The following is a 22,080-nucleotide window of genomic DNA, read 5'->3' as shown; positions in this document are numbered from 1 at the left end:
ATTAATGAACATCTTTCCAATAGGCTTTTTTCAGTGCTAATGCAATGAAGAAGAAAACAGCCAAATACAACAAAACCCAAGGGCCGAGGGCTAAACGATCTAACTTTGATGGCTCACTGATATAGGCCAAGAAGTTCACCAAATCACCAACGTATTGGTCATATTGGCGTGGTGTTAATGCACCTTGTTCAGTCAGCTCCATTTTGCCAGTTTCATGGTCTAAAGCCTGGAAGCCTTGTTGCTCCCACAGGATATGAGGCATACCGGCATTAACCAAGTATGGGTTATTGGTACCCATAGGACGGCTAGCATCTAAATAGAAGTTATTCAGGTAGCTATATAACCAGTCAGTGCCACGAGCACGTGCGATAACAGAAAGATCGGGTGGTGTTACACCAAACCATTTTTTAGCATCTTCTGGACGCATGGCAACTTGCATAGTGTCACCAATCTTATCCGTAGCAAACATCAGGTTTTGTTTAACCTGCTCTTCGGTAAGACCTAAATCTTTAGCCATACGGTTGTAACGCATAAAGCTGGCTGAGTGACAGCTTAGGCAGTAATTGGTAAAGATTTGTGCACCACGTTGCAATGATGCTTGATCATACAAATCAACTTCAAAGTGCTCTAATTTGGCAGTTGGGGCAGCAGCCATAGATGGTGCTGAAACTAAGCCTGCCATTGCCATCATGGCTGCAATGATTAATGCTTTCATTTAAATGTCACCCTTTCTGGCACTTCTTTGTCTTTATCAAAACGCGTGTAAAACGGCATCAAAATAAAGAAAGCAAAGTAGAGAACGGTAAATACTCGTGCCAGCATCGTATAAAGACTGGTTGCTGCTTGTGTACCTAAATAACCTAAAGCAATAAAGCTAATAACAAACACGACCAATGCAGTACGGAAGTATGGGCCGCGGTAACGTACTGAACGAACCTTGCTGCGATCCAGCCATGGTAATAAGAACAACATGACAATCGCTAAGCCCATGGCGATAACACCCATAAGCTTGTCAGGAACGGCACGCAAAATGGCATAGAAAGGTGTGAAGTACCAAAGCGGCACAATGTGCTCAGGCGTTTTCAAGGGATCAGCCGGCACAAAGTTATCTTTCTCTAAGAACCAACCACCACCTTCAGGTGCGTAGAACAATACCAAAGCAAATATAAATAAGAACGCCACAACACCTACTAAATCTTTAACAGTGTAGTAAGGGTGGAATGGGATACCATCAAGCGGCTTGCCATTAGCATCTTTAGTTTTCTTGATTTCAACGCCATCAGGGTTGTTCGAACCAACCTCATGTAATGCCAATATGTGCATTACTACCAAACCAAGTAAAACGATTGGTAAGGCAATAACATGGAAAGCAAAGAAACGGTTCAGAGTGGCATCTGCGACAACAAAGTCACCACGAATCCATAAAGCAAGCTGTTCACCGACAACAGGAATCGCACCGAACAATGAAATGATTACCTGTGCACCCCAGTAAGACATCTGACCCCAAGGTAACAGGTATCCCATGAAGGCTTCAGCCATCAGCACGACATATAACAACATGCCGAAAATCCAGATAAGTTCACGCGGTTGTTTGTAAGAGCCGTATATCAAACCACGGAACATATGTAGGTAAATAACGACAAAAAATGCCGATGCACCGGTCGAATGTAAGTAGCGGATTAACCAACCCCATTCGACATCACGCATGATGTATTCAACAGAGGCGAAGGCCAATGCGGCGTCTGGCTTGTAGTTCATGGTTAAGAAAATACCGGTAATGATCTGCATTACCAGAATTAACAGGGCCAATGAGCCAAAGAAATACCAGAAGTTAAAGTTTTTTGGTGCGTAGTATTCAGATAAGTGCTCTTTCCACATCTTACCTGCAGGGAAGCGGTCGTTGACCCAGTCCATTAGCTTGGCCATTACGCAGCTCCTTTAGCGTCTTCACCGACGATAACGGTGTTATCACCTTGGAAATGATAAGGCGGAACTTCCAAGTTAATTGGTGCTGGTACACCTTGATAAACTCGGCCAGCCAAATCAAATTTTGAACCATGGCATGGGCAGAAGAATCCACCTTTCCACTCAGCACCTAAGTCAGCTGGTGCGAGCTCTGGGCGGTAGGTTGGGGAACAACCTAGATGCGTACAGATACCAACAAGAACCATCACTTCATCGCGAATTGAACGCAAATCATTTTGGCAGTAGGCAGGTTGTTGTGAAGCAACTTCACTAGATGGGTCACGCAGATCATCGTCAAGTGTTGGCAGCGCTTCTAATACATCAGTGCTACGACGATAAATCCAGACTGGTTTACCGCGCCACTCAACGGTTAATAGCTGACCGACTTCAAGCTGACTAATATCGACTAGAACTGGTGCACCGGCAGCTTCCGCTTTGGCACTCGGTGCAACCGAAGCGACAAAAGGTACAGCTACGGCAATCGCGCCAGCTCCGCCTACAACACTAGCGGCAGCTGTTAAAAAACGCCGTTTACCGGCATCTACGCTGTTACTCATCAGATGAGATCCCCTGATATTCGTTGATAGAGCTTGCTATAAATGGCGTATAAAATTCCACTTAAGAGCAATTAAACCCTTGAATTTTAGCACAGGCGACTAGCGTTATGATCAAAAAAGCCCGCTTTAAGCGGGCTTTTTCTATTACAGTGTAAACGACGTGTAATTATTCAGTCGCTTGCTGTACTTTTTTCACCAGACGTTTCAGAGCGCCTTTAGGCTTAGAATCAACGATGGCTTGTAAGTTTGTTGGTTCGCCAACGATGATCGCACCACCCATGCCTGCGCCCCAGTGTGGGTCACATTTGTACAGGTAAACACCTTCAACTGTCAGTGGCTCAGTGGTGAAGTTGTCACCCATTTGAGACATGAAGCCAGTTGCGCCTTCAGGGATGTACTCATCTACGCCTGAAGCACTTGTGAATTTGGTATTAACCAAGTGACCACCCATTTTTGACCAAGCAACTTGATCACCTGGTTGTACTTTAACAACCAATGGGTCAAAAGAAGTCAATGAAGCTTCAACTTGGTGAACTTCTGCCATGGCAGCAGCTGAAAACAGTGTAGAAGCGCCTAACATTGCAGCAGTTAACGTTTTGCCAAATTTCATATTTCGTTCCTCTCGTTTTTCTTAAGGGTTTTGCTTTTATTGCGAATTCAGTCTCGCACAAGCAAACTGAACAATGACTGAACAACCGTCATTTTTTTGTAATTAATTTTTGGTTTTTCCCTAGACCAAACGCCGAAGTCTAACCTGACTTAAATTAGCCTGTCCAAGGAAAAGTGACTTTTTAGGTTTCAGTTGATGGCTTTTTTATTTTAAGAATCAAGAAGATCAGCCGTTGGCTGGCCTTGTTCTTGAAGACGCCACATCGCAGCATAATGACCATTCAAAGCCAATAGGGCTTGATGATTACCACGCTCAATAATGCGACCTTTGTCCATGACTAAAATTAAATCGGCATCAATGATAGTAGACAGCCTATGAGCGATAACAAGTGTCGTTTTAAATTGACTCAATCTCTGTAATTGTTGATTAATAGCCTGCTCAGCATGGCTGTCTAAAGCCGAAGTTGCTTCATCAAAAATCAGTATGCGAGGGTTTTTGAGTAACGTTCTGGCAATAGCCACACGTTGTTTTTCGCCACCAGAGAGTTTTAAACCGCGCTCACCAACCAAGGTGTTATAGCCCTCAGGTAACTCGCTAATAAAATTATGAATGTGAGTCTGACGTGCCGCTTTGACGACTTCAGCTTGCGTTGCGCTTGGATAGCCGTAACGAATGTTGTGTAGCAAGCTTTCATTAAACAAGACGGTATCTTGAGGAACCACACCAATTTTCTGGCGTAAGCTGTGTTGGTCGACTGAGCGTATATTTTGATCATCAATGGATATTTCACCTTGTTGTGGATCATAAAAGCGAAATAACAATCTAACCAGTGTCGATTTACCGCTGCCACTGGCGCCAACAACAGCTACCTTATGACCTGCCGGAATGTCAAAACTGATGTTTTGTAAAATCGGGCGATTAGCATCATAAGCAAAGCTGACATTTTTAAAGCGAATATAGCCATCACCATTTTCTAGTGACTTAGCATTGTCGATGTCTTGTATTTCCTGATGTTGGTCCATGAGCGAAAACATACGCTCCATGTCGGCCAGCGAATGCCTGATCTCTCGATAAACAAACCCGAGAAAACCTAGCGGCAGATAGAGCTGTAATAAATAAGCATTCACTAAAACCAGGTCACCAATGGTGAGTTCACCAGCAACAACACCTTGACTAGCCAATAACATCAGTGCAGTCAGGCCTGCAGCGATAATCAGCCCTTGGCCAATATTCATGACTGAGATTGAGGTTTGGTTTTTAACCGCTGAACGCTCCCAATCTGCCAGTTTCAGGTCATAGCGGTTAGCTTCAAACGCTTCATTATTAAAATACTTTACGGTCTCATAGTTCAGCAGACTGTCAATAGCTTGATTATTCGCTTCTGAATCTTTGTCATTCATTGCCCTACGAAACCGCATGCGCCACTCAGTGATGAGTAAGGTATATGCGATAAACAAAACGATGGTGCCGGTGGTAATCAGGGCATAAATCGCATCGTAATTAACCAATAAAATGACGGTGACGAGGACGATCTCTACCAGGGTTGGCAAGATGTTAAAGATCATAAAGTTCAGCAAAAAGCTGATACCGCGACTACCACGCTCTATGTCACGAGAAATACCACCAGTTTGACGTTGTAGATGAAAGCGTAATGAAAGCTTATGTAGATGTTGAAATACTTGTCCGGCGATTCGGCGAATAGAGTGATAAATCACTTTCGCAAACAAGGCATCCCGAAGCTCACTAAACAAACTGCTGGCAAGACGAAGTAAGCCATAGGTAACTAACAACATGACAGGCAAGTAAATTAAAGCCTGCTGTTGAGGGTCTAGCGCATCTACTGCACCTTTAAGCGCGAGTGGCACACCGACATTCGCAACCTTGGCTAACAGCAAAAGTAGCAGCGCAATAATGACGCGGCTTTTAAATTGCCATAGAAAAGGTAATAAACTGCGGATAGCCCGCCAGTCGGGATGGTTTCTCATGAGCGCAGTTTACTGCATTGCTAAAGTTGGCGTGAAAGACAAAGACGAAAAGTAGGTTTTTTGGTTATAATCAGTTAGTTCTAAATCTTGAAAACGAGACCGCAGCACCTTATTAAGGTATGCAATGATGTTTTTGCTGCATGTTGGAGATAAACCATGCCTTTTTATGAATACCGTTGTGATAGTTGTGGCCACGATTTTGAGGCATTACAGAAAATTAGCGATGAGCCTTTAAAGCATTGTCCTGCTTGTGACCAGCCCGCACTGAAAAAACTCATTTCGGCAGCCGGTTTTCGCCTGAAAGGTGATGGTTGGTATGAGACTGACTTTAAATCAGGTAGTAAACGCAATTTGGCTGACAGCGGTGATTCCGCCTAAAGTCAGACAAACTTTACGAAATTAAAAGACAAAACATCATTCGTAAAAAATAAAGAATTTATCATGCCGCCCAGACTGGGGCGGTTTTTGTTTTAATTAATCAGAAATTGTTGGAACCATTATGCGTAGCCATTATTGCGGCGGAGTGAACGAAACTTTAGTGGGACAAACGGTCACAGTGGCCGGCTGGATGCACCGTCGTCGAGATCATGGTGGTGTTATTTTTATCGACTTGCGTGATCGTGAAGGTCTGGTGCAAGTGGTATGTAACCCTGAAGATGCTGACACTTTTGCCATCGCCGAAAAAGTACGCAGTGAATATGTACTGCAAATTGAAGGCGTTGTACGTGAACGTCCTACTGGCAGTGAAAACGTCGATTTGAAAAGCGGCAAAATTGAAATCATTGCTAAATCAGTTCAAATTTTAAACAGCGCTGAAACACCGCCGTTCCCATTATCTGAACAGATTGATGTCAGTGAAGATGTACGCTTACGTCATCGTTATATTGACTTGCGTCGTCCTGAAATGCTGCAAAAGCTGCGTTTTCGTTCGCAAATTACCCGTCAATTACGTAACTATCTCGATGACCATGGTTTCATGGATATCGAAACACCAATTCTGACGAAAGCAACTCCTGAAGGTGCGCGCGACTACTTAGTCCCAAGCCGTACCCATCCAGGTGAGTTTTTTGCTTTGCCACAATCACCACAGTTGTTTAAACAGTTGTTGATGGTTGCTGGTATGGATCGTTATTACCAAGTTGTTCGTTGTTTCCGTGACGAAGACTTACGTGCAGATCGTCAGCCTGAATTTACGCAGCTGGATATTGAGACCTCATTCGTATCAGAAGAAGAACTGATGTCGATGATGGAAGAAATGATTCGTAAGTTGTTTGCCAATGTCTTGGAGGAGGCATTACCAAACCCATTCCCTCGAATGACTTATGCTGAGGCAATGGATCGTTTTGGTAGTGATAAACCAGATCTACGTATCCCATTAGAACTGGTTGAAATCAGTGACCTGATGGCGAATGTCGATTTCAAAGTTTTCTCTGGCCCAGCACAAGATCCAAATGGTCGTGTAACCGCTTTACGTGTTCCGGGTGGTAACAACCTGAGCCGTAAAGAAATCGATGATTACACTAAATACGTCGGTATCTACGGTGCAAAAGGTCTGGCTTACATCAAGATCAACGATCTTTCAGCGGGCCGTGAAGGTTTGCAGTCGCCAATTTTGAAATTCCTACCTGATGAGGTTGTTGATGCCATTATGCAGCGCACCAACGCTGAAACAGGAGATTTGGTGTTCTTCGGCGCTGATAAAGCGGGCATCGTAAATGAGTCACTTGGTGCGTTACGCGTCAAATTGGGTCATGACTTAGGCATGGTTGAGCATGGCTGGCGTCCACTTTGGGTGGTTGAATTCCCTATGTTTGAATGGGATGAGAAATCGCAACGTTGGTTTGCATTACATCACCCATTCACAGCACCACGTGAATCAGATCTCGACTTGTTGAAAACTGATCCAGGTAAATGCTTGTCTAGAGCCTATGATATGGTTCTTAACGGTACAGAGTTGGGCGGCGGTTCAATGCGTATCTTCAAGAGCGATGTGCAAAAACAAGTCTTTGAATTATTGGGCATTGGCGCTGAAGAAGCAGAAGAGAAATTTGGCTTCTTACTACAAGCATTGAAATTTGGTTGTCCACCGCATGGTGGTTTGGCCTTTGGTCTGGACCGACTGGCTATGTTGATGACAGGATCAGCGTCCATTCGTGATGTAATGGCATTCCCGAAAACGCAGTCAGCGGCATGTTTGTTGACTGATGCGCCAAGTGCTGTCGCTGATGACCAATTGAAAGAATTAAATATCCGCCTGCGCAAAGCACCGGTAATTGAGAGCTAATTAGCCTTCACCCGGCGGTGAATGAGGAGGACAAAAGTGGCAACTGAACTGGCAAGCAGTCCAATTCCCTTCGAGGAATATTTTGCTCTGGATGATGCTGAGTGTGAGCAACGAATCATCGAAGCCAAGCAAGCGCTTGGCGATGATTTGGTCATTCTTGGTCATCATTACCAGCGTAATGAAGTGTTCAAACATGCAGATTTTTCTGGTGACTCGTTAAAGTTATCTCGGAATGCTGCAAGCTCAGACGCGAAATATATCGTGTTTTGCGGTGTGCACTTTATGGCTGAAGTGGCAGATATTCTGTCACGACCTGATCAAGTCGCGATCCTCCCCGATATGGCGGCAGGCTGCTCAATGGCCGATATGGCTAATCGCATCAATGTTGATCGTGCTTGGCAGGAAATGTCTGAAGTCTTTGACCCAGACGAACTTGTCACACCCATTACTTACATCAACTCTGCGGCGGATTTGAAGTCATTTTGCGGCAAGCATGGCGGTATCGTCTGTACTTCAACCAATGCGCCACATGTCTTGGATTGGGCATTTTCACAACGTGAAAAAATTCTATTCTTCCCAGATCAACATTTGGGTCGGAATACTGGCTTTAAGATGGGCATTCCGTTAGAAGAAATGGTGGTGTGGGATTTTGATAAACCGATGGGTGGTTTAACGCCTGACGAGATCAGAAACGCCAAAATGATTCTTTGGAAAGGTTTCTGTTCTGTTCATCAAATGTTCCAGCCGGTTCAGATCGATAACTTTTTGGCGAAATATCCAGAAACCAAAGTAATTTCTCATCCAGAATGTAGCTTTGAGGTCTGTCAAAAATCTGATTATATTGGCTCAACTGAATATATCGTTCGCACCATCGCTGATAGTGCACCAGGAACACGCTGGTTAGTTGGTACTGAGCTAAACTTGGTCAATCGTCTGCATGAGCAGTTTGAGTCTGAGGGCAAATCAGTTCACTTCATGTCACCAACAGTCTGTATGTGCTCGACCATGTTCCGTGTCGACCCACAACATTTACTTTGGGTACTGGAAAATCTTGTTGAAGGCCATGTCGTCAACCAGGTTTCAGTCGATGAAGTAACGGCCAGTCAGGCAAAATTAGCCCTACAACGGATGCTGGATCTGCCTATCTAATTTCAAGGAGCGGGTGATGGATGCTAAGCAAGCCAACGTTGATAAGTATTATCAAATTCGCCCGGAAGACCTGCCACTAAGTTGTCCACTGCCAGAAATGGCAGTGTGGAACTCACATCCTCGAGTTTATCTGTCTCTAGAAGCACAAGATGAAGTTCGCTGCCCTTATTGCGGTACTTTGTACAAACTAATGAAGTAATGATTAAACATCTCCAAGTCGCTGTTGGCGTTATTGTTAACGCTCAACAAGAAGTGCTCATCGCACGTCGTCAGGCCCATCAGCATCAAGGTAATTTATGGGAATTCCCTGGGGGTAAACGTGAACCCGAGGAAAGCCGTCTAGATGCATTAAAGCGTGAACTGCAAGAAGAAGTGGGTTTATTGGTAGAAAAAGCCGAAGACTTATTTCAGGTTGAGCATGACTACACTGACCGAAAAGTCACATTAGATGTGTGGTTGGTAGAGCAGTTTAGTGGTGAAATTGCTGGACGCGAAGGGCAAGAAATAAAATGGTGTCCCCTCAACGCGCTAGATGAACATGAGTTTCCTGCGGCTAACAGTGCTATCGTCAGCGCGGTGAAAAGTTACTATCAAAACTAATAGTAGCTTAATGCTTCTCAAATTGTGGATCGTTAGGATCTAAAGCTGGTTCGCCGGCGATTCGGTGATTTTCTGCAGCCCATTCGCCGAGGTCAATTAGCTTACAACGTTCGCTACAAAATGGACGGTAAGTGTTTTCTTCAATCCACTCGACCTTACGATTACAGGTTGGGCAATTTACTTTCATTGGCATATTACATACTGCAACAGCTGAGCCGGAAGGCAACATCCTCAGAAATTTGCTGCGGCCGCTGGTTAATATCAAATAACATAAAACGAACGGTAAAACGGTGTTTACCGCCGCTTATTTCAGGGAAATAAGGTGTTTCAGCTGGTATTTGCACGCGAATCAGTTGGGTTGGTTGATTACCATCCAAACTGCGTTGAAAGAATCCCGCTTCGGCTTGCATATCAGCAAAAGGCGTCGCACCACGAATGAGCCGTAAACTAATATCAATAGCTGCGCGGACAGCGACAAACTGCTCCAACCAATACTGTAATTGATGGATTCTGCCTTCGACGGGTGTGTGTTGCAGCCAGTAGTGATAAGCCGGTAAATCAAAGTCGCAAGTACCTCCAGCGATACTTGAGCGCTGACGGATACTATAGAGAAAGTCATTCTCTTTTAGAGCTTGGCCGACACCAGATTTGCGGAGCTGTAATGCATCTAGGGTTTGATCAAGTTCACTGAGTAACTCGTCTAACGCTGAACGGTTAACACCAGCAATATTTTCTAAAGCAGAAAGATTGGTGATCAGTCGCTCGATTTCTTTTAACACTTCCGCTTTTAAGTCATTGCGCTCAAAAACCGACAAAATATCCAACATCGCATCAATGGCATCACGATGACTAAGTTCATCATCAAACTGCATGGCTTTGTCGACACGAGCAAACAAAAACTCCAGACGTAAAAAAGTCCGGATACGTTCATTCAGCGGTTGTTCGTAGGTAATAGTGGTTGACACGTCAATTCTGTTTTAATGAGTTAATTGGTTGTTAACCGCAAGTTTTTGATAAGTTTTCATCAGTTTTTCTAACTGCTCGGTGAGTGCATTAAAGTCACCGTTATTATCAATAATGTCATCAGCATAGTGTAAACGCTGCTCATCATCAATCTGTGCGCCGATCATTTGCTTGGCTAACTGCTCAGAAATACCGTCGCGTTGTAATAAACGCTTAATTTGTTGAGAACGGGAAGTGGTAACAACCAAAATGCGGTCGAAGAGATACTGCATTTTAGCTTCAATAAGCAGCGGTACAGCAATGATGGTGACCATATGCGTGCTTTCAGCTAATTGTGCTAACAGTTGTTCACGTACTCTGGGGTGAATAATGGTTTCCAGATCTACTTTAGCTTGTGCATCATTAAAAATAATATTGCGTAAGGCTTTGCGGTCTAATTGCCCATCAGCCATAACAACCTTGCGACCAAATTTTTCAATAATTTCTTGATATGCGGGCAGACCCGGCTGACAGACAACCTTGGCAATAACATCCGCATCGATAATGCCGGCACCGAGTTGCGCGAGTTGTGAACAGACAGTACTTTTACCACTCGCAATTCCCCCGGTTAAACCAACCGTTAAGGCCATTAACTAAGTCCGCTTATACGAAGGTATGTGTTATTAATCGTCTCGCCCCAAATTAAGGCTAACCAGCCTGCGGCAGCAAGGTATGGACCAAACGGAATTGGTTGACTGCGCTGATGTTTGAAAAACAAAACTAAACTAATCCCGACAACAGCACCAACCAGAGATGACAACAAAATGATGACGGGTAAAAACTGCCAACCTAACCACGCGCCTAATGCTGCCAATAGCTTAAAGTCACCAAAACCCATACCTTCTTTGCCGGTCACAATTCTGAATAGATGGTAGACCGACCATAAAGATAAATACCCAGCCAAAGCACCAATAACCGCACTTTGCAGATCAGTAAATTGACCAAACAAGTTGAAAAATAAACCTAGCCAAACTAAAGGCAGAGTAATGCTATCTGGTAATAATTGTTCATCAATATCAATAAATGTAAGTGCGATGAGTGCCCAAGTTAATAACAATGCACTTAGACAAGTCCAACTAAAACCAAAGTGCCAGGCAACGACACCGGAAAAGATGCCTGTTAAAGCTTCGATAATAGGATAACGAACAGAAATACGTGCCTGACAGTCATGACAGCGGCCACGTAAAAATAAATAACTAACGACAGGAATATTTTCTAGTGCAGTAATGGCATGTTGGCAGTGAGGGCAACGTGATCTTGGACGGCTAAGCGTTAATGGTTCGGCTTCAGGGACATCGCTACCGATTAACTCATGGCATTGTTGTTGCCATTCTCGATGCATCATTAATGGTAGCCGATGGATGACAACGTTTAAAAAACTGCCAACCAGTAAACCTAAAACAAAAATAACGCTGATAAAGGCCAGTGGCGAGCTGGCCAATAGTTCAATGAGCTGCATTTATACGACAGCGCCGAGTTTGAAGATAGGCAGGTACATCGCAATGACCAGTGTACCGATTAAAACACCTAAGAATGCCATGATGAATGGCTCCATCAAGGCAGTCATATTATCAACGGCATCATCAACTTCACGCTCAAAGAAGTCTGCGACTTTACCTAGCATGGCGTCTAATGAACCCGATTCTTCACCAATGGCGACCATTTGAATCACCATATTGGGAAATAACTGGGTATCTACCATGGTTTTGTTGAGCTGCGTACCTGTAGCAACATCATCACGCATCATGATGGTGGCTTCTGAGTAAACGATATTACCTGTTGCACCGGCAACGGAAGTCATTGCATCAACCATCGGTACACCGGCTTTAAACATAACCGCGAAAGTACGTGCAAAACGCGCAATGGCACCTTTGGTTAATACATCGCCAATGATAGGCAGTTTTAGTAATAACCTATCGAGAAAGTGCTGGATTTTTCGGGAGCGCTTTTTGGCGGCCATAAAGCCCATAACCCCACCAATTAAGGTACCGAAAATTAACCACCACTTCTCTTGGAAGACTTCAGAAATATGGATGACCATTTTAGTTAATCCTGGTAGGTCTGCACCAAAGCCGGTAAACAGCGACTCAAACTGAGGGATAACAAAGATCATCAAAATGGCCGTAACGATAAATGCCACGACGATGATTGCTGCTGGATAAACCAATGCCTTACGAATTTTGGCTTTTAAGGCTTCCGTTTTCTCTTGGTAGGTAGCAATTTCATGAAGTAAGGCTTCCAGCGTACCTGACTGTTCACCTGCATTAACCAAACTTACGTATAGATCATCGAAATGCAGTGGGAATTTGGCTAATGATTCGGCAAGGCTTGTACCTGACTCGACATCCGCTTTAATCGCCAAGATCATTTCTTGCATTGAGGCTTTTTCATGGCCTTCACCAATGATTTGCATGGACTGCATCAATGGCACACCAGATGACATCATGGTGGCTAACATACGGCTGAACACCGCGATATCAGCTGGTTTAATAGGCGGTTTGCGAGGAGAAAATAAATCTTTTGGCTTTTTACGCACCTTGATTGGCGTAATACCTTGGCGTCTTAAGTCGGCGCGAACATCCTGTACGCTCTCACCCGCAACTTCACCTTTGACTCGGCGGCCATGGCGGTTAGTGCCCTGCCACAAGTACATGGTGGGGACGACGATTTTTTTCTTCTTCGCCGAAGCAGCTTGCGCCATGACTTACTCCTTGATCACACGATTAATTTCTTCAAGGCTGGTCAAACCTGCCATGACTTTTTTCAGGCCCGAAGCTCTTAAGTCATCGATGCCTTCAGCTTTAGCTTGATCACCCAATTGTATCGAGTTACCACCTTCCATGATGATTCGACCCATGGCGTCAGAAACCGGCATAACTTGATAGATACCTACCCGGCCTTTATAGCCTGCCGTACACGAGTCGCAACCTACGGCACGATAGACTTTAAAGCCACTCTGGATCTGTTCTGGTGTAAAACCTTCTTCTTCCAGTGCTTCTCTTGGCAGATCTTCCGGGGTTTTACATTTCGAGCATAAACGACGAGCAAGACGCTGAGCGATGATTAACGAAACTGCCGAGGCGATATTAAATGCAGGTACACCCATATTGGCGAGACGCGTTAATGTTTGCGGCGCATCGTTGGTATGTAATGTTGAAAATACCATGTGACCTGTTTGTGCTGCTTTAATCGCAATCTCTGCTGTTTCAAGGTCACGAATCTCACCCACCATGATGATATCTGGATCTTGACGCAAGAAGGCACGAAGACATTCAGAAAACCCAAGCCCAATTTGCGGATGAACGTTGACCTGATTGATGCCCGGCAAGTTAATCTCTGCTGGATCTTCTGCTGTCGAGATGTTGCGGTCATCAGTATTGAGGATATTCAACGCCGTATAGAGTGATACCGTTTTACCACTACCGGTGGGACCTGTTACCAAAATCATGCCGTAAGGTTTATGCATGGTTTCGAGGAAGGTTTGCTTTTGGTCTTCTTCGTAACCTAACGCATCAATACCTAGCTGGGCACTGGTTGGATCAAGGATACGTAATACGATTTTTTCACCAAACAAGGTTGGTACGGTGTTCACACGAAAATCGATGGCTTTGGTTTTTGACAACTTCAAACGCATCCGGCCATCTTGTGGCACACGTCGCTCAGCAATATTCATTCGTGAAAGCACTTTAAGACGTGCTGCAATACGGCCGCTAAGTGCAACCGGCGCTGTTTTAGATTCATGCAAAATACCGTCGATACGAATACGCACGCGGTATTTCTTTTCGTAGGGCTCAAAGTGAATATCTGATGCACCAGCTTTGATCGCTTGGGTCAAAATGCCATTGATAAAGCGAACAACAGGTGTGTCATCAATATTGCTTTCAGTAACATCCTGGCCACGATCGATATCATCATCAGGACCGAGGTCAATATCATCTAATTCCGCATCAGCAAACTCATCCAATTGCTGCTCACGTTTATCCAGCGCTTTTTCAATAGTCAGCGCGAGTTTCTGTTCATCGACCAGAATCGGATAAGTGTTAAGTGCGGTATTAAACTGAAACTCATCTAACGCTTGTAGGTTGGTTGGATCAGAAACAGCGACATAAAGACGTTTGCCACGCTGAAACAATGGCAAAGCATTGTGCTGGCGGATAAGTTTTTCTTGGAAAAGGCTGGTGGGCGCCAGTTCAAGGTTGAGTGATTCGATGTCAAACAACGGCACACCAAACTCTTGGGAGGCAATAATTGCGATTTTATGACTGGCCAACAGCTTATGGTTGACGACAAAAGTCACAAAAGATTGTTTGGCTTGTCGCGCCGAATTTTGCGCGGTTTGGGCTTCGTCTTCGCTTAGCAGGCCCTCACTAACAAGACGCCGTGCCAGACCACTCAGTCGGATAGGTGCTGCCATATTTGCCATGACTAGTTGGGATTCCTTAACATAACGCTATCTCCAATGCGCCAATAGTATGGGAGTTACGCGATAAATTCTAGTTTCCAATTCAGGTCGCGGATGCAATAACGTATAGTCTGCCTGCAATTCACCTTTATGGGAAAGATATCATGCGACAAGTTACCGGCTGGCGAGCGCTAGCTATCATTCTTTGTACAGTTGGGCTTTTAGCCGCATGCGGCCTGAAAGGCGATTTATATTTACCGGAGGGAAATGCGCAAACGATTGAGGTTGCGTAAGTTTCATGAACCACTTTGATTATCAAAATGGCGAATTATTCGCCGAAAATGTTGCGGTAACTGCGATTGCTGAACAGCATGGCACACCAGCTTATGTATATTCCCGCGCGACTTTAGAACGTCATTGGCGTGCATTTGATGAGGCGTTTGAAAGCCTGCCACATCTGGTTTGTTACGCGGTGAAAGCTAACTCAAACCTTGCTGTGCTTAACGTGTTAGCAAAACTCGGTTCGGGTTTTGACATCGTGTCTGCTGGTGAATTGGCACGGGTACAGGCTGCTGGTGGACGAGCCGATCGCACTGTATTTTCTGGCGTGGGTAAAACAGCAGAAGAAATCGCTTACGCACTAGAGCAGAAGATCCGCTGCTTTAACGTCGAATCTGTCGCTGAGCTTGAGCGAATTAATCAAGTTGCCGGTGAGCTTGGTGTTATCGCGCCTATCTCAATTCGTGTCAATCCAGACGTTGACGCGCAGACGCATCCATATATTTCGACAGGCTTAAAAGAAAACAAATTCGGTATTGATATCAATCTAGCAACAGCGGTTTATCAACAAGCTGCTGCCATGCCAAACCTCAATATTGTGGGGGTTGATTGCCATATCGGTTCGCAGTTGACCAAAGTTACCCCATTTGTTGATGCATTAAAGCGTGTTTTGCTACTAATCGATGAGTTGGCAGAAGCCGGCATCGAAATTTATCACCTAGATATCGGTGGTGGACTGGGGATTCAATACAAAGATGAAACGCCGCCGACACCAGCTGAATACGCTGAAGCAATGAAAGCTTTGCTGAAAGATCGGTCATTAGAAATCTTAATGGAACCTGGGCGTGCCATCGCTGGTAACGCCGGTATTTTGGTCAGTAAAGTCGAATTTATCAAAGCGACGGAAGAAAAGCGTTTTGCTATTGTCGATGCGGCGATGAATGATCTTTTGCGTCCAGCGCTGTATCAATCTTGGATGGCGATTGACGCTGTTAAGCCGCGCGATGTCGCTCCGCTAAATTACGATATCGTTGGCCCTGTTTGTGAAACTGGTGATTTCCTTGGTAAAGATCGAGAATTGGCAATTGAAGCAGGAGATTTGCTGGCAGTTCGCTCAGCTGGGGCGTATGGTTTTACTATGAGCTCGAACTACAATTCTAGACCTCGCGCGGTTGAGATTATGGTTGATGGTGATAAGGCTGTTGTCGTTCGTGAGCGTGAAACAATAGAAAGTTTGTATCAAGGTGAACACCTGTTACAGGATTAAGGCATGTTGAAATTCAGCAAAATGCATGGACTAGGTAATGACTTTATTGTCATCGATGCCATTCGCCAAGACGTTTCGCTGAGTGCTGCTCAAGTTCGCTTTCTGGCGGACAGACACTTTGGTATCGGCTGTGATCAACTGTTGATGGTCGAGCAAAGTGATACGCCAAATGTTGACTTCAAATATCGTATCTTTAACGCCGATGGCGGCGAAGTTGCTCAATGTGGTAACGGTGCCCGATGTTTTGCAGAGTTTGTCTACGAGCAGGGGCTCACTAACAAAAACACCATTGCCGTTGAGACAGCTTCGGGTGTGATTTATCCAACGCTACAAGCTGATGGCCAAATTAGCGTTGATATGGGGCGACCGCGATTTTTACCTGAGCAAGTGCCTTTTAAAGCTGATGAAGCGGCAACCACTTATATGCTGGCCGTTGAGCCGGGACATCAGATCGAAATTGCGGCATTATCGATGGGCAATCCGCATGCGGTGATGTTGGTTGATGATGTCGATACAGCGCCGGTACTGACACTAGGTCCATTAATCGAGTCACATCCACAGTTTCCTGAACGGGTGAACGCCGGTTTTATGCAATTGCTTAGTCACGATGCGATTAAACTACGTGTCTTTGAGCGTGGCTCAGGTGAGACTAGCGCATGTGGCACCGGTGCTTGTGCTGCGGTGGTCAGTGGTATACGTCGAGGTCTACTGGCAAGAGACGTTGCGGTGGCATTACCTGGTGGGCAATTATTAATTAGCTGGCCAGATGAAGAGGCTAATGTCACCATGACCGGACCGGCAACACATGTTTTTGATGGAGAAATAGCGTGGGCAACACTGAACAATCTCTGAGCGCAGAACAAGTAAGCGCTTATTTACAACAAAACAGAGATTTCCTGCTGACACAACCTGATGTCTTGCAGCAATTAGAATTATCAGACAGCCCGCCCGGCACAATCTCATTGGCACAACGTCAACGAGAGCAACTCCAGCAAAAAAACCAGCAACTGCAAGATCAACTGCATGCTTTGCTTGATAACGCGCATAGCAACACCTCCCTGCAATCACGTGTACACCAACTGGTTTTAGATTTATTAGATTGTCAGGACGGAAGTGCATTACTGAATACTGTGATGGAAAAGCTCAAAAAAGAGTTTGCTGCGGATGCGGTCGCTTTGCGTCTGTTCTATCACGATGGGAATGCGATTGGCCTGCCAGAGACTGATGAAAATGTGGCAGAACTGGCAGCTGATGATCCACAGCTGAAAGTATTTGACTTGATGATTAGCAAACAACAACCCGTTTGTGGTCGACTCACCAAAGCGCAAAAAACTTTATTGTTCGCTGATGATGCTGACAATGTCCATTCTATTGCCTGTTTGCCATTAGGGCATGAGCCTTGCGCAGGCTTATTGGCGATTGCCAGTGAAGATGCCAACCGTTTCCATGCGGATATGGGCACTGAATACCTGCAGTTTTTAGGTGAGGTGCTGATGCGTTTATTACGTCGTTTCTATCATGGGCAACACAACTGAGTTGCAATCGACACTGCAACAATTCATCGATTATCTAGCGCAACAACGCCGGGTCTCGACACATACCGTTAACAATTATCAGCGTGACTGCCAACAATTGCTCGATTTCTGTAACCAGCAGCATATAAGCAGTTGGCAGGCTGTTAAGCCAGCTGATTTAAGACAATTTATCGCACATCTTCACCGCAAAGGTTTAGGGGCACGAACCATTCACCGCATGCTGTCTGCTATCCGTAGTTTCTACCGTTATTTGATCCGGGAAGCATTGGTTGACCACAATCCAGCCCAATCCGTACAAGCACCAAAAACAGAAAAGCGTTTACCCAAAACCCTAGATGTTGATCAAATGAAGGCGTTATTGGATTTGACGCCTTCTGACACTTTCGTTGCTTGTCGAGATCGCGCCATGATGGAGTTATTTTATTCATCAGGTTTGCGTTTGGCCGAGCTTGCTGCACTGGATATGCGTGATATCGATTTTGGCCAACAATTGGTCCAAGTCAAAGAGGGTAAAGGCGGCAAAGACCGTTTATTACCGATGGGCGGCAAAGCGATTGAAGCTATCAAAGCATGGTTAGATAAACGCGAGCAGCAGGGGCTGATTATGCCTACGCCCTTATTTATTACTCAACAAGGACGTCGGCTGGGAGTACGAAGTATCCAGCAGCGCTTGGCATTTTGGGGTAAAAAACATGGTTTATCACAACATGTTCACCCACACCGACTACGTCACGCCTTTGCATCACATATGCTTGAATCCAGTGGCGATTTACGGGCCGTGCAGGAGTTATTGGGGCATGCCGATATCAGCACAACCCAAATCTATACCCACGTGGATTTCCAGCATCTCGCCAAAGTCTACGACTCCGCTCATCCGCGTGCTAAAAAACGAAAGCTTTAAGTATTTAAACAGATAATTTCGATGTTAATTAACTACCTGAAACAAATTCTTTTAAAGCGAAGACTCAAAAAGCATGGGATTAAATTTAGTCCAAGTCTAAATTCGCTTAGAGCAAGACAAAAAGTTGATATTGAGGAAAATGCTTCTGTTGCAAATGGATTATTAAAATCTGATTCTCTAAAGATTGGTGCTTATAGTTATTTAAGGAGTGGTTATGAGTTATATGGAAATATTGAGATTGGACGCTTTTGCTCGATTGGCAATAATGTAATTTTAGGACTCGACAGGAATCAGCATCCAACAAACTGGCTTTCTACATCGTTATTTTCAAGAGCTTTATCGGAAAAATATGAGAGTCTTAGAAGTGGAGTAACTAAAGTTTCTATCGGACATGATTGCTGGATAGCAAGAGATGCTATTGTGATGGATGGTATTGAGATAGGAAATGGCGCAATAGTAGCTTCTAGAGCTGTTGTAACTAAAAATGTTCCACCTTATGCGATTGTTGCTGGAGTACCCGCCAGAGTTATTAAATTCCGTTTTAGCCAAGAACTAATTAATCAACTTTGTGATTTAGAGTGGTGGCAATTAGATACTAAAGTGCTAGAAGGACTTAGTTTTGAAAATATTACTCTGGCTATTCAAGAATTAAATGGTCTCTCGGAGCCAGCAAACTATAACGTTTTTAGAATTGATAACACTTAGAGCCTCAGACACAAAAACGATAAGTTAAGTAGTTAACTGTTTGGCTTATCTGTAATTATTTTAGTGCGCCTGTTCCCAGTTATCACCGACGCCCATACCAACTTCTAACGGCACATTTAACTCAGCGGCCTGAATCATAAACTGCTCAATTTCTTTTTGCGCCAGTTCAAGCTTGTCCTCAGGTACTTCAAAAACCAGTTCGTCATGCACCTGCATGATCATATGAATACCGGTGTCATTTTCAGATAACCACTGATGAATATTGATCATAGCGCGCTTGATAATATCTGCGGCACTACCTTGCATTGGCGCGTTAATCGCTGTTCGCTCGGCATATTGACGACGTAGCCCATTGCTAGAATTAATTTCGGGCAAATACAAACGACGGCCAAAAATGGTTTCTACATAGCCATCTTTTTTGGCTTGTTCTCGGGTGTTATCCATGTAATGACGCACGCCAGGATAACGCTCAAAATAGGTTTCCATGTATTTCGCCGCTTGATGGCGTTCAATCCCGAGTTGCACTGATAAACCATGTGCTGACATTCCGTAAATCAAACCAAAGTTAATGGCTTTAGCGCTACGACGTTGATCGTTGGAAACGTCATCAAGGGCCACATCAAAAATTTCTGCAGCAGTATGGCGGTGAATATCTTCGCCATCAGCAAAAGCTTTCAGCAAACTGGCATCACCCGACAAATGCGCCATGATGCGAAGTTCGATCTGTGAATAGTCCGCTGCAAGTAATTTAAAGCCTTTTTCAGGTACAAATGCCTCGCGGATGCGACGACCGGTTTCGGTGCGAATCGGAATGTTCTGTAAATTCGGGTCAGATGAAGACAATCGACCTGTTGCTGTAACCGCTTGGTGATAAGACGTATGCACCCGGCCGGTTTGTTGATTTACCTGCTGTGGCAGCTTGTCTGTATAGGTTGACTTTAACTTGCTCAGGCTGCGGTATTGCATAATGACCTGTGGCAATGGATAGCCTTGGTCGGCCAGATCCTGCAAAACATTTTCAGCCGTTGATGGTTGGCCTTTTGGGGTTTTTTTCAAAACCGGCAATTCTTGTTTGTCGTAAAGAATTTCTTGTAATTGTTTTGGTGATCCTAAGTTAAATTTTTGACCGGCAATTTCGTAAGCTTCTTTTTCGAGTCGATCGATATCATGTGCCAAAGCATCGCTTTGTTGTTGCAACATAAAAATATCGATATGTACGCCGTTGCGCTCTAATGTGTTTAGCACCGGCAGTAATGGCATTTCCAATTCACGATAAACTTTTTCTAAGCTTGGAATTGCCTGAATCTTCGGCCAGAGTTTTTGGTGCAGTTGCAGCGTGATATCTGCATCTTCACAGGCATAAGGGCCAGCTTCTTCAAGACCAATCTCATTAAAGGTCAGCTGTTTTTTACCTTTGCCAGCAATATCTTCGAAATGAATGGTGGTTTTGCCAAGGTATTTTTCAGCTAATGAATCCATGTCATGACGTGTGGCAGTGCTATCCAAAACATAGGACTGCAGCATCGTGTCATGGGCAATTCCCTGCAGGTCAATACCGTGATTTAGCAATACATGACGGTCATATTTGAGATTTTGACCAACTTTAAGTGCTTTAGGATCTTCCAGTAGTGGTTTGAACTTAGCGAGGGTTTGTTCAAAACTTAGTTGGTCTGGTGCGCCCGGATAATCATGTGCCAACGGTAGATAGGCTGCTTCACCTGGTGTGACAGCAAAAGACAATCCGACGACTTTTGCTTGTAGGTAATTGAGGCTCGTGGTTTCAGTATCAAAAGCAAACAAATCTGCTGCTTTGAGTTTGCTTAACCAATCATCCAAAGCCTGTTCGGTGAGGATAATGTCGTAAATTTTATTTTCAGGTTCGGCGTTTACTTCTACGTCAGCGACTTTAACTGGCGCTTCAACTCGTGGGTCATCACCTGATTCAAGTTCATTTATCCAGCTACGAAACTCCATTTGTTTAAATAAACGCAATAATGTTGCGTTATCTTGCGGTTGGTTGCGAATATCATCGATGTGCAGGTCCAGCTCAACATCACATTTAATCGTGGCAAGTTGATAGCTGAGCTCAGCCATTTCTTTATTTTCAGCCAATTTCTCGGGCATTTTTTTCGCACCGCGGAAATCCAGCGTGCGGACAGCTTCGAGATCACTGTAAATGTCTTTAATGCTGCCGAGATTTTGCAATAAGGCGAGGGCGGTTTTTTCGCCAACACCCGGTACGCCAGGAATGTTGTCAGCTTTATCACCCATCAATGCCAATAAGTCGATGATGAGTTCTGGTGGTAAGCCAAACTTTTGTTTAACACCCTTAATATCTAAAACGGTTTCGGTCATGGTGTTAACCAGTGTGATGTGCTGATTCACCAGTTGCGCCATATCTTTGTCACCGGTACTGATGACAACATCTAAGCCTTTTTCCGTCGCTTCTTGCGCTAACGTGCCAATGACATCGTCGGCTTCGACACCTTCAACAGAAAAAAGCGGTAAGCCCATAGCGCGAACAATGTCATGAATAGGTTGTACCTGAGCACGTAAATCATCGGGCATCGGTGGGCGCTGTGATTTGTATTCAGCGAATAATTCATCACGAAAGGTTTTGCCTTTGGCATCAAAAATCACCGCGATATGACTATCCGGATAATCCTTGGCTAAACGCCGCAACATGGCGGTGACACCGCGCACTGCGCCGGTCGGTTCGCCAGCAGAATTACGTAGGTCAGCGTTATACATAGCGTGAAATGCTCGGTACAAATACGACGAGCCATCAACAAGGATAAGTGGTGCAGATTGAGTCATAAGTCACAAAGCCTGATATGCG

The 22,080-nt window shown here is 44.6% G+C and carries 23 protein-coding genes; 11 read left to right on the top strand and 12 right to left on the bottom strand.

Going from position 1 to position 22,080, the window contains the following annotated elements:
* Position 1: 1 nt before the first annotated feature.
* From OMP94_RS10865 to OMP94_RS10845, 5 genes are all read right to left on the bottom strand, one after another.
* A complete protein-coding gene (locus OMP94_RS10865) occupies positions 2-715 on the bottom strand; it encodes a cytochrome c1 (RefSeq protein WP_266278326.1) in 714 nt (237 codons plus the stop codon).
* The gene (locus OMP94_RS10860; RefSeq protein ID WP_266278325.1) at positions 712-1,926 is read right to left on the bottom strand and encodes a cytochrome b; all 1,215 of its coding nucleotides are present in this window, start codon (positions 1,924-1,926) and stop codon (positions 712-714) included. The genes OMP94_RS10865 and OMP94_RS10860 overlap by 4 nt, the downstream gene beginning before the upstream one ends.
* Positions 1,926-2,522 carry a ubiquinol-cytochrome c reductase iron-sulfur subunit gene (petA, locus tag OMP94_RS10855; RefSeq protein ID WP_266278324.1) on the bottom strand — a complete coding sequence of 199 codons (597 nt, stop codon included), beginning with the start codon at positions 2,520-2,522 and terminating at the stop codon, positions 1,926-1,928. The genes OMP94_RS10860 and petA overlap by 1 nt, the downstream gene beginning before the upstream one ends.
* 166 nt (positions 2,523-2,688) lie before the next feature.
* Entirely contained in the window at positions 2,689-3,132 is a 444-nt protein-coding gene (locus OMP94_RS10850; RefSeq protein ID WP_266278323.1) for a plastocyanin/azurin family copper-binding protein, read from the bottom strand.
* Positions 3,133-3,341: 209 nt separating this feature from the next.
* Positions 3,342-5,117 carry an ABCB family ABC transporter ATP-binding protein/permease gene (locus tag OMP94_RS10845; RefSeq protein WP_266278322.1) on the bottom strand — a complete coding sequence of 592 codons (1,776 nt, stop codon included), beginning with the start codon at positions 5,115-5,117 and terminating at the stop codon, positions 3,342-3,344.
* 156 nt (positions 5,118-5,273) lie between these two features.
* Between OMP94_RS10845 and OMP94_RS10840 the strand changes: the two genes are divergently transcribed.
* From OMP94_RS10840 to mutT, 5 genes are all read left to right on the top strand, one after another.
* Entirely contained in the window at positions 5,274-5,495 is a 222-nt protein-coding gene (locus OMP94_RS10840; RefSeq protein WP_266278321.1) for an FmdB family zinc ribbon protein, read from the top strand.
* Positions 5,496-5,616: 121 nt separating this feature from the next.
* A complete protein-coding gene (gene aspS, locus OMP94_RS10835) occupies positions 5,617-7,401 on the top strand; it encodes an aspartate--tRNA ligase (protein WP_266278320.1) in 1,785 nt (594 codons plus the stop codon).
* A 36-nt stretch (positions 7,402-7,437) separates the two neighbouring features.
* On the top strand, positions 7,438-8,550 hold the full coding sequence (nadA, locus tag OMP94_RS10830; RefSeq protein WP_266278319.1) for a quinolinate synthase NadA: 1,113 nt from the start codon (positions 7,438-7,440) through the stop codon (positions 8,548-8,550).
* A 16-nt stretch (positions 8,551-8,566) separates the two neighbouring features.
* Positions 8,567-8,749: a zinc-finger domain-containing protein gene (locus OMP94_RS10825; RefSeq protein WP_266278318.1), complete on the top strand. Its 183-nt coding sequence runs from the start codon at positions 8,567-8,569 to the stop codon at positions 8,747-8,749.
* On the top strand, positions 8,749-9,150 hold the full coding sequence (gene mutT / locus OMP94_RS10820) for an 8-oxo-dGTP diphosphatase MutT (protein WP_266278317.1): 402 nt from the start codon (positions 8,749-8,751) through the stop codon (positions 9,148-9,150). Before OMP94_RS10825 ends, mutT begins: the two co-directional genes overlap by 1 nt.
* A 7-nt stretch (positions 9,151-9,157) precedes the next feature.
* Here the strand turns inward: mutT and yacG are convergent, their stop codons facing one another.
* The 6 genes from yacG to pilB are packed head-to-tail and all read right to left on the bottom strand — an operon-like array spanning position 9,158 to position 14,575.
* Entirely contained in the window at positions 9,158-9,343 is a 186-nt protein-coding gene (gene yacG / locus OMP94_RS10815) for a DNA gyrase inhibitor YacG (protein WP_266278316.1), read from the bottom strand.
* Between the two features lies 1 nt (position 9,344).
* Positions 9,345-10,115 (bottom strand): cell division protein ZapD, encoded by a 771-nt coding sequence (zapD, locus tag OMP94_RS10810; protein ID WP_266278315.1) that lies wholly within the window; start codon positions 10,113-10,115, stop codon positions 9,345-9,347.
* A gap of 12 nt (positions 10,116-10,127) precedes the next feature.
* On the bottom strand, positions 10,128-10,742 hold the full coding sequence (gene coaE, locus OMP94_RS10805) for a dephospho-CoA kinase (RefSeq protein WP_266278314.1): 615 nt from the start codon (positions 10,740-10,742) through the stop codon (positions 10,128-10,130).
* Complete coding sequence (locus tag OMP94_RS10800) at positions 10,742-11,611, bottom strand: prepilin peptidase (protein WP_266278313.1); 870 nt, start codon at positions 11,609-11,611, stop codon at positions 10,742-10,744. Before OMP94_RS10800 ends, coaE begins: the two co-directional genes overlap by 1 nt.
* Positions 11,612-12,853: a type II secretion system F family protein gene (locus OMP94_RS10795; protein ID WP_266278312.1), complete on the bottom strand. Its 1,242-nt coding sequence runs from the start codon at positions 12,851-12,853 to the stop codon at positions 11,612-11,614.
* 3 nt (positions 12,854-12,856) lie between these two features.
* Entirely contained in the window at positions 12,857-14,575 is a 1,719-nt protein-coding gene (gene pilB, locus OMP94_RS10790) for a type IV-A pilus assembly ATPase PilB (RefSeq protein ID WP_266278311.1), read from the bottom strand.
* Positions 14,576-14,718: 143 nt separating this feature from the next.
* Between pilB and lptM the strand changes: the two genes are divergently transcribed.
* From lptM to OMP94_RS10760, 6 genes are read left to right on the top strand one after another with little or no spacing between them, the layout of a single operon-like run.
* Positions 14,719-14,847, top strand: a complete 129-nt coding sequence (lptM, locus tag OMP94_RS10785) for an LPS translocon maturation chaperone LptM (protein ID WP_266278310.1) — start codon at positions 14,719-14,721, stop codon at positions 14,845-14,847.
* A gap of 5 nt (positions 14,848-14,852) precedes the next feature.
* Complete coding sequence (gene lysA / locus OMP94_RS10780; RefSeq protein ID WP_266278309.1) at positions 14,853-16,100, top strand: diaminopimelate decarboxylase; 1,248 nt, start codon at positions 14,853-14,855, stop codon at positions 16,098-16,100.
* A 3-nt stretch (positions 16,101-16,103) separates the two neighbouring features.
* Positions 16,104-16,952 carry a diaminopimelate epimerase gene (dapF, locus tag OMP94_RS10775; protein ID WP_323135083.1) on the top strand — a complete coding sequence of 283 codons (849 nt, stop codon included), beginning with the start codon at positions 16,104-16,106 and terminating at the stop codon, positions 16,950-16,952.
* Positions 16,928-17,635: a DUF484 family protein gene (locus OMP94_RS10770; RefSeq protein WP_266278308.1), complete on the top strand. Its 708-nt coding sequence runs from the start codon at positions 16,928-16,930 to the stop codon at positions 17,633-17,635. The genes dapF and OMP94_RS10770 overlap by 25 nt, the downstream gene beginning before the upstream one ends.
* Position 17,636: 1 nt before the next feature.
* Positions 17,637-18,536, top strand: coding sequence for a tyrosine recombinase XerC (gene xerC, locus OMP94_RS10765; protein WP_416240459.1), 900 nt, complete (start codon positions 17,637-17,639; stop codon positions 18,534-18,536).
* A 21-nt stretch (positions 18,537-18,557) separates the two neighbouring features.
* Positions 18,558-19,241: a CatB-related O-acetyltransferase gene (locus OMP94_RS10760; protein WP_266278306.1), complete on the top strand. Its 684-nt coding sequence runs from the start codon at positions 18,558-18,560 to the stop codon at positions 19,239-19,241.
* A gap of 60 nt (positions 19,242-19,301) precedes the next feature.
* Here the strand turns inward: OMP94_RS10760 and polA are convergent, their stop codons facing one another.
* Complete coding sequence (gene polA, locus OMP94_RS10755) at positions 19,302-22,058, bottom strand: DNA polymerase I (RefSeq protein WP_266278305.1); 2,757 nt, start codon at positions 22,056-22,058, stop codon at positions 19,302-19,304.
* Positions 22,059-22,080: the final 22 nt, after the last annotated feature.

Origin of the sequence: Methylophaga sp. OBS3 (assembly GCF_026319325.1) — a bacterium.
Classification (GTDB): domain Bacteria; phylum Pseudomonadota; class Gammaproteobacteria; order Nitrosococcales; family Methylophagaceae; genus Methylophaga.
This window is presented reverse-complemented; position numbering and strand designations above follow the sequence as displayed.

Bases quoted from the DNA above. Each gene is read 5' to 3' on its own strand.
- lptM (WP_266278310.1), top strand. From the start codon at position 14,719: ATGCGACAAGTTACCGGCTGGCGAGCGCTAGCTATCATTCTTTGTACA.
- OMP94_RS10865 (WP_266278326.1), bottom strand. From the start codon at position 715: ATGAAAGCATTAATCATTGCAGCCATGATGGCAATGGCAGGCTTAGTT.
- OMP94_RS10825 (WP_266278318.1), top strand. From the start codon at position 8,567: ATGGATGCTAAGCAAGCCAACGTTGATAAGTATTATCAAATTCGCCCG.
- OMP94_RS10850 (WP_266278323.1), bottom strand. From the start codon at position 3,132: ATGAAATTTGGCAAAACGTTAACTGCTGCAATGTTAGGCGCTTCTACA.
- pilB (WP_266278311.1), bottom strand. From the start codon at position 14,575: ATGGCAAATATGGCAGCACCTATCCGACTGAGTGGTCTGGCACGGCGT.
- coaE (WP_266278314.1), bottom strand. From the start codon at position 10,742: ATGGCCTTAACGGTTGGTTTAACCGGGGGAATTGCGAGTGGTAAAAGT.
- OMP94_RS10795 (WP_266278312.1), bottom strand. From the start codon at position 12,853: ATGGCGCAAGCTGCTTCGGCGAAGAAGAAAAAAATCGTCGTCCCCACC.
- petA (WP_266278324.1), bottom strand. From the start codon at position 2,522: ATGAGTAACAGCGTAGATGCCGGTAAACGGCGTTTTTTAACAGCTGCC.
- OMP94_RS10840 (WP_266278321.1), top strand. From the start codon at position 5,274: ATGCCTTTTTATGAATACCGTTGTGATAGTTGTGGCCACGATTTTGAG.
- OMP94_RS10845 (WP_266278322.1), bottom strand. From the start codon at position 5,117: ATGAGAAACCATCCCGACTGGCGGGCTATCCGCAGTTTATTACCTTTT.
- lysA (WP_266278309.1), top strand. From the start codon at position 14,853: ATGAACCACTTTGATTATCAAAATGGCGAATTATTCGCCGAAAATGTT.
- yacG (WP_266278316.1), bottom strand. From the start codon at position 9,343: ATGCCAATGAAAGTAAATTGCCCAACCTGTAATCGTAAGGTCGAGTGG.
- OMP94_RS10860 (WP_266278325.1), bottom strand. From the start codon at position 1,926: ATGGCCAAGCTAATGGACTGGGTCAACGACCGCTTCCCTGCAGGTAAG.
- polA (WP_266278305.1), bottom strand. From the start codon at position 22,058: ATGACTCAATCTGCACCACTTATCCTTGTTGATGGCTCGTCGTATTTG.
- mutT (WP_266278317.1), top strand. From the start codon at position 8,749: ATGATTAAACATCTCCAAGTCGCTGTTGGCGTTATTGTTAACGCTCAA.
- aspS (WP_266278320.1), top strand. From the start codon at position 5,617: ATGCGTAGCCATTATTGCGGCGGAGTGAACGAAACTTTAGTGGGACAA.
- dapF (WP_323135083.1), top strand. From the start codon at position 16,104: ATGTTGAAATTCAGCAAAATGCATGGACTAGGTAATGACTTTATTGTC.
- OMP94_RS10800 (WP_266278313.1), bottom strand. From the start codon at position 11,611: ATGCAGCTCATTGAACTATTGGCCAGCTCGCCACTGGCCTTTATCAGC.
- OMP94_RS10760 (WP_266278306.1), top strand. From the start codon at position 18,558: ATGTTAATTAACTACCTGAAACAAATTCTTTTAAAGCGAAGACTCAAA.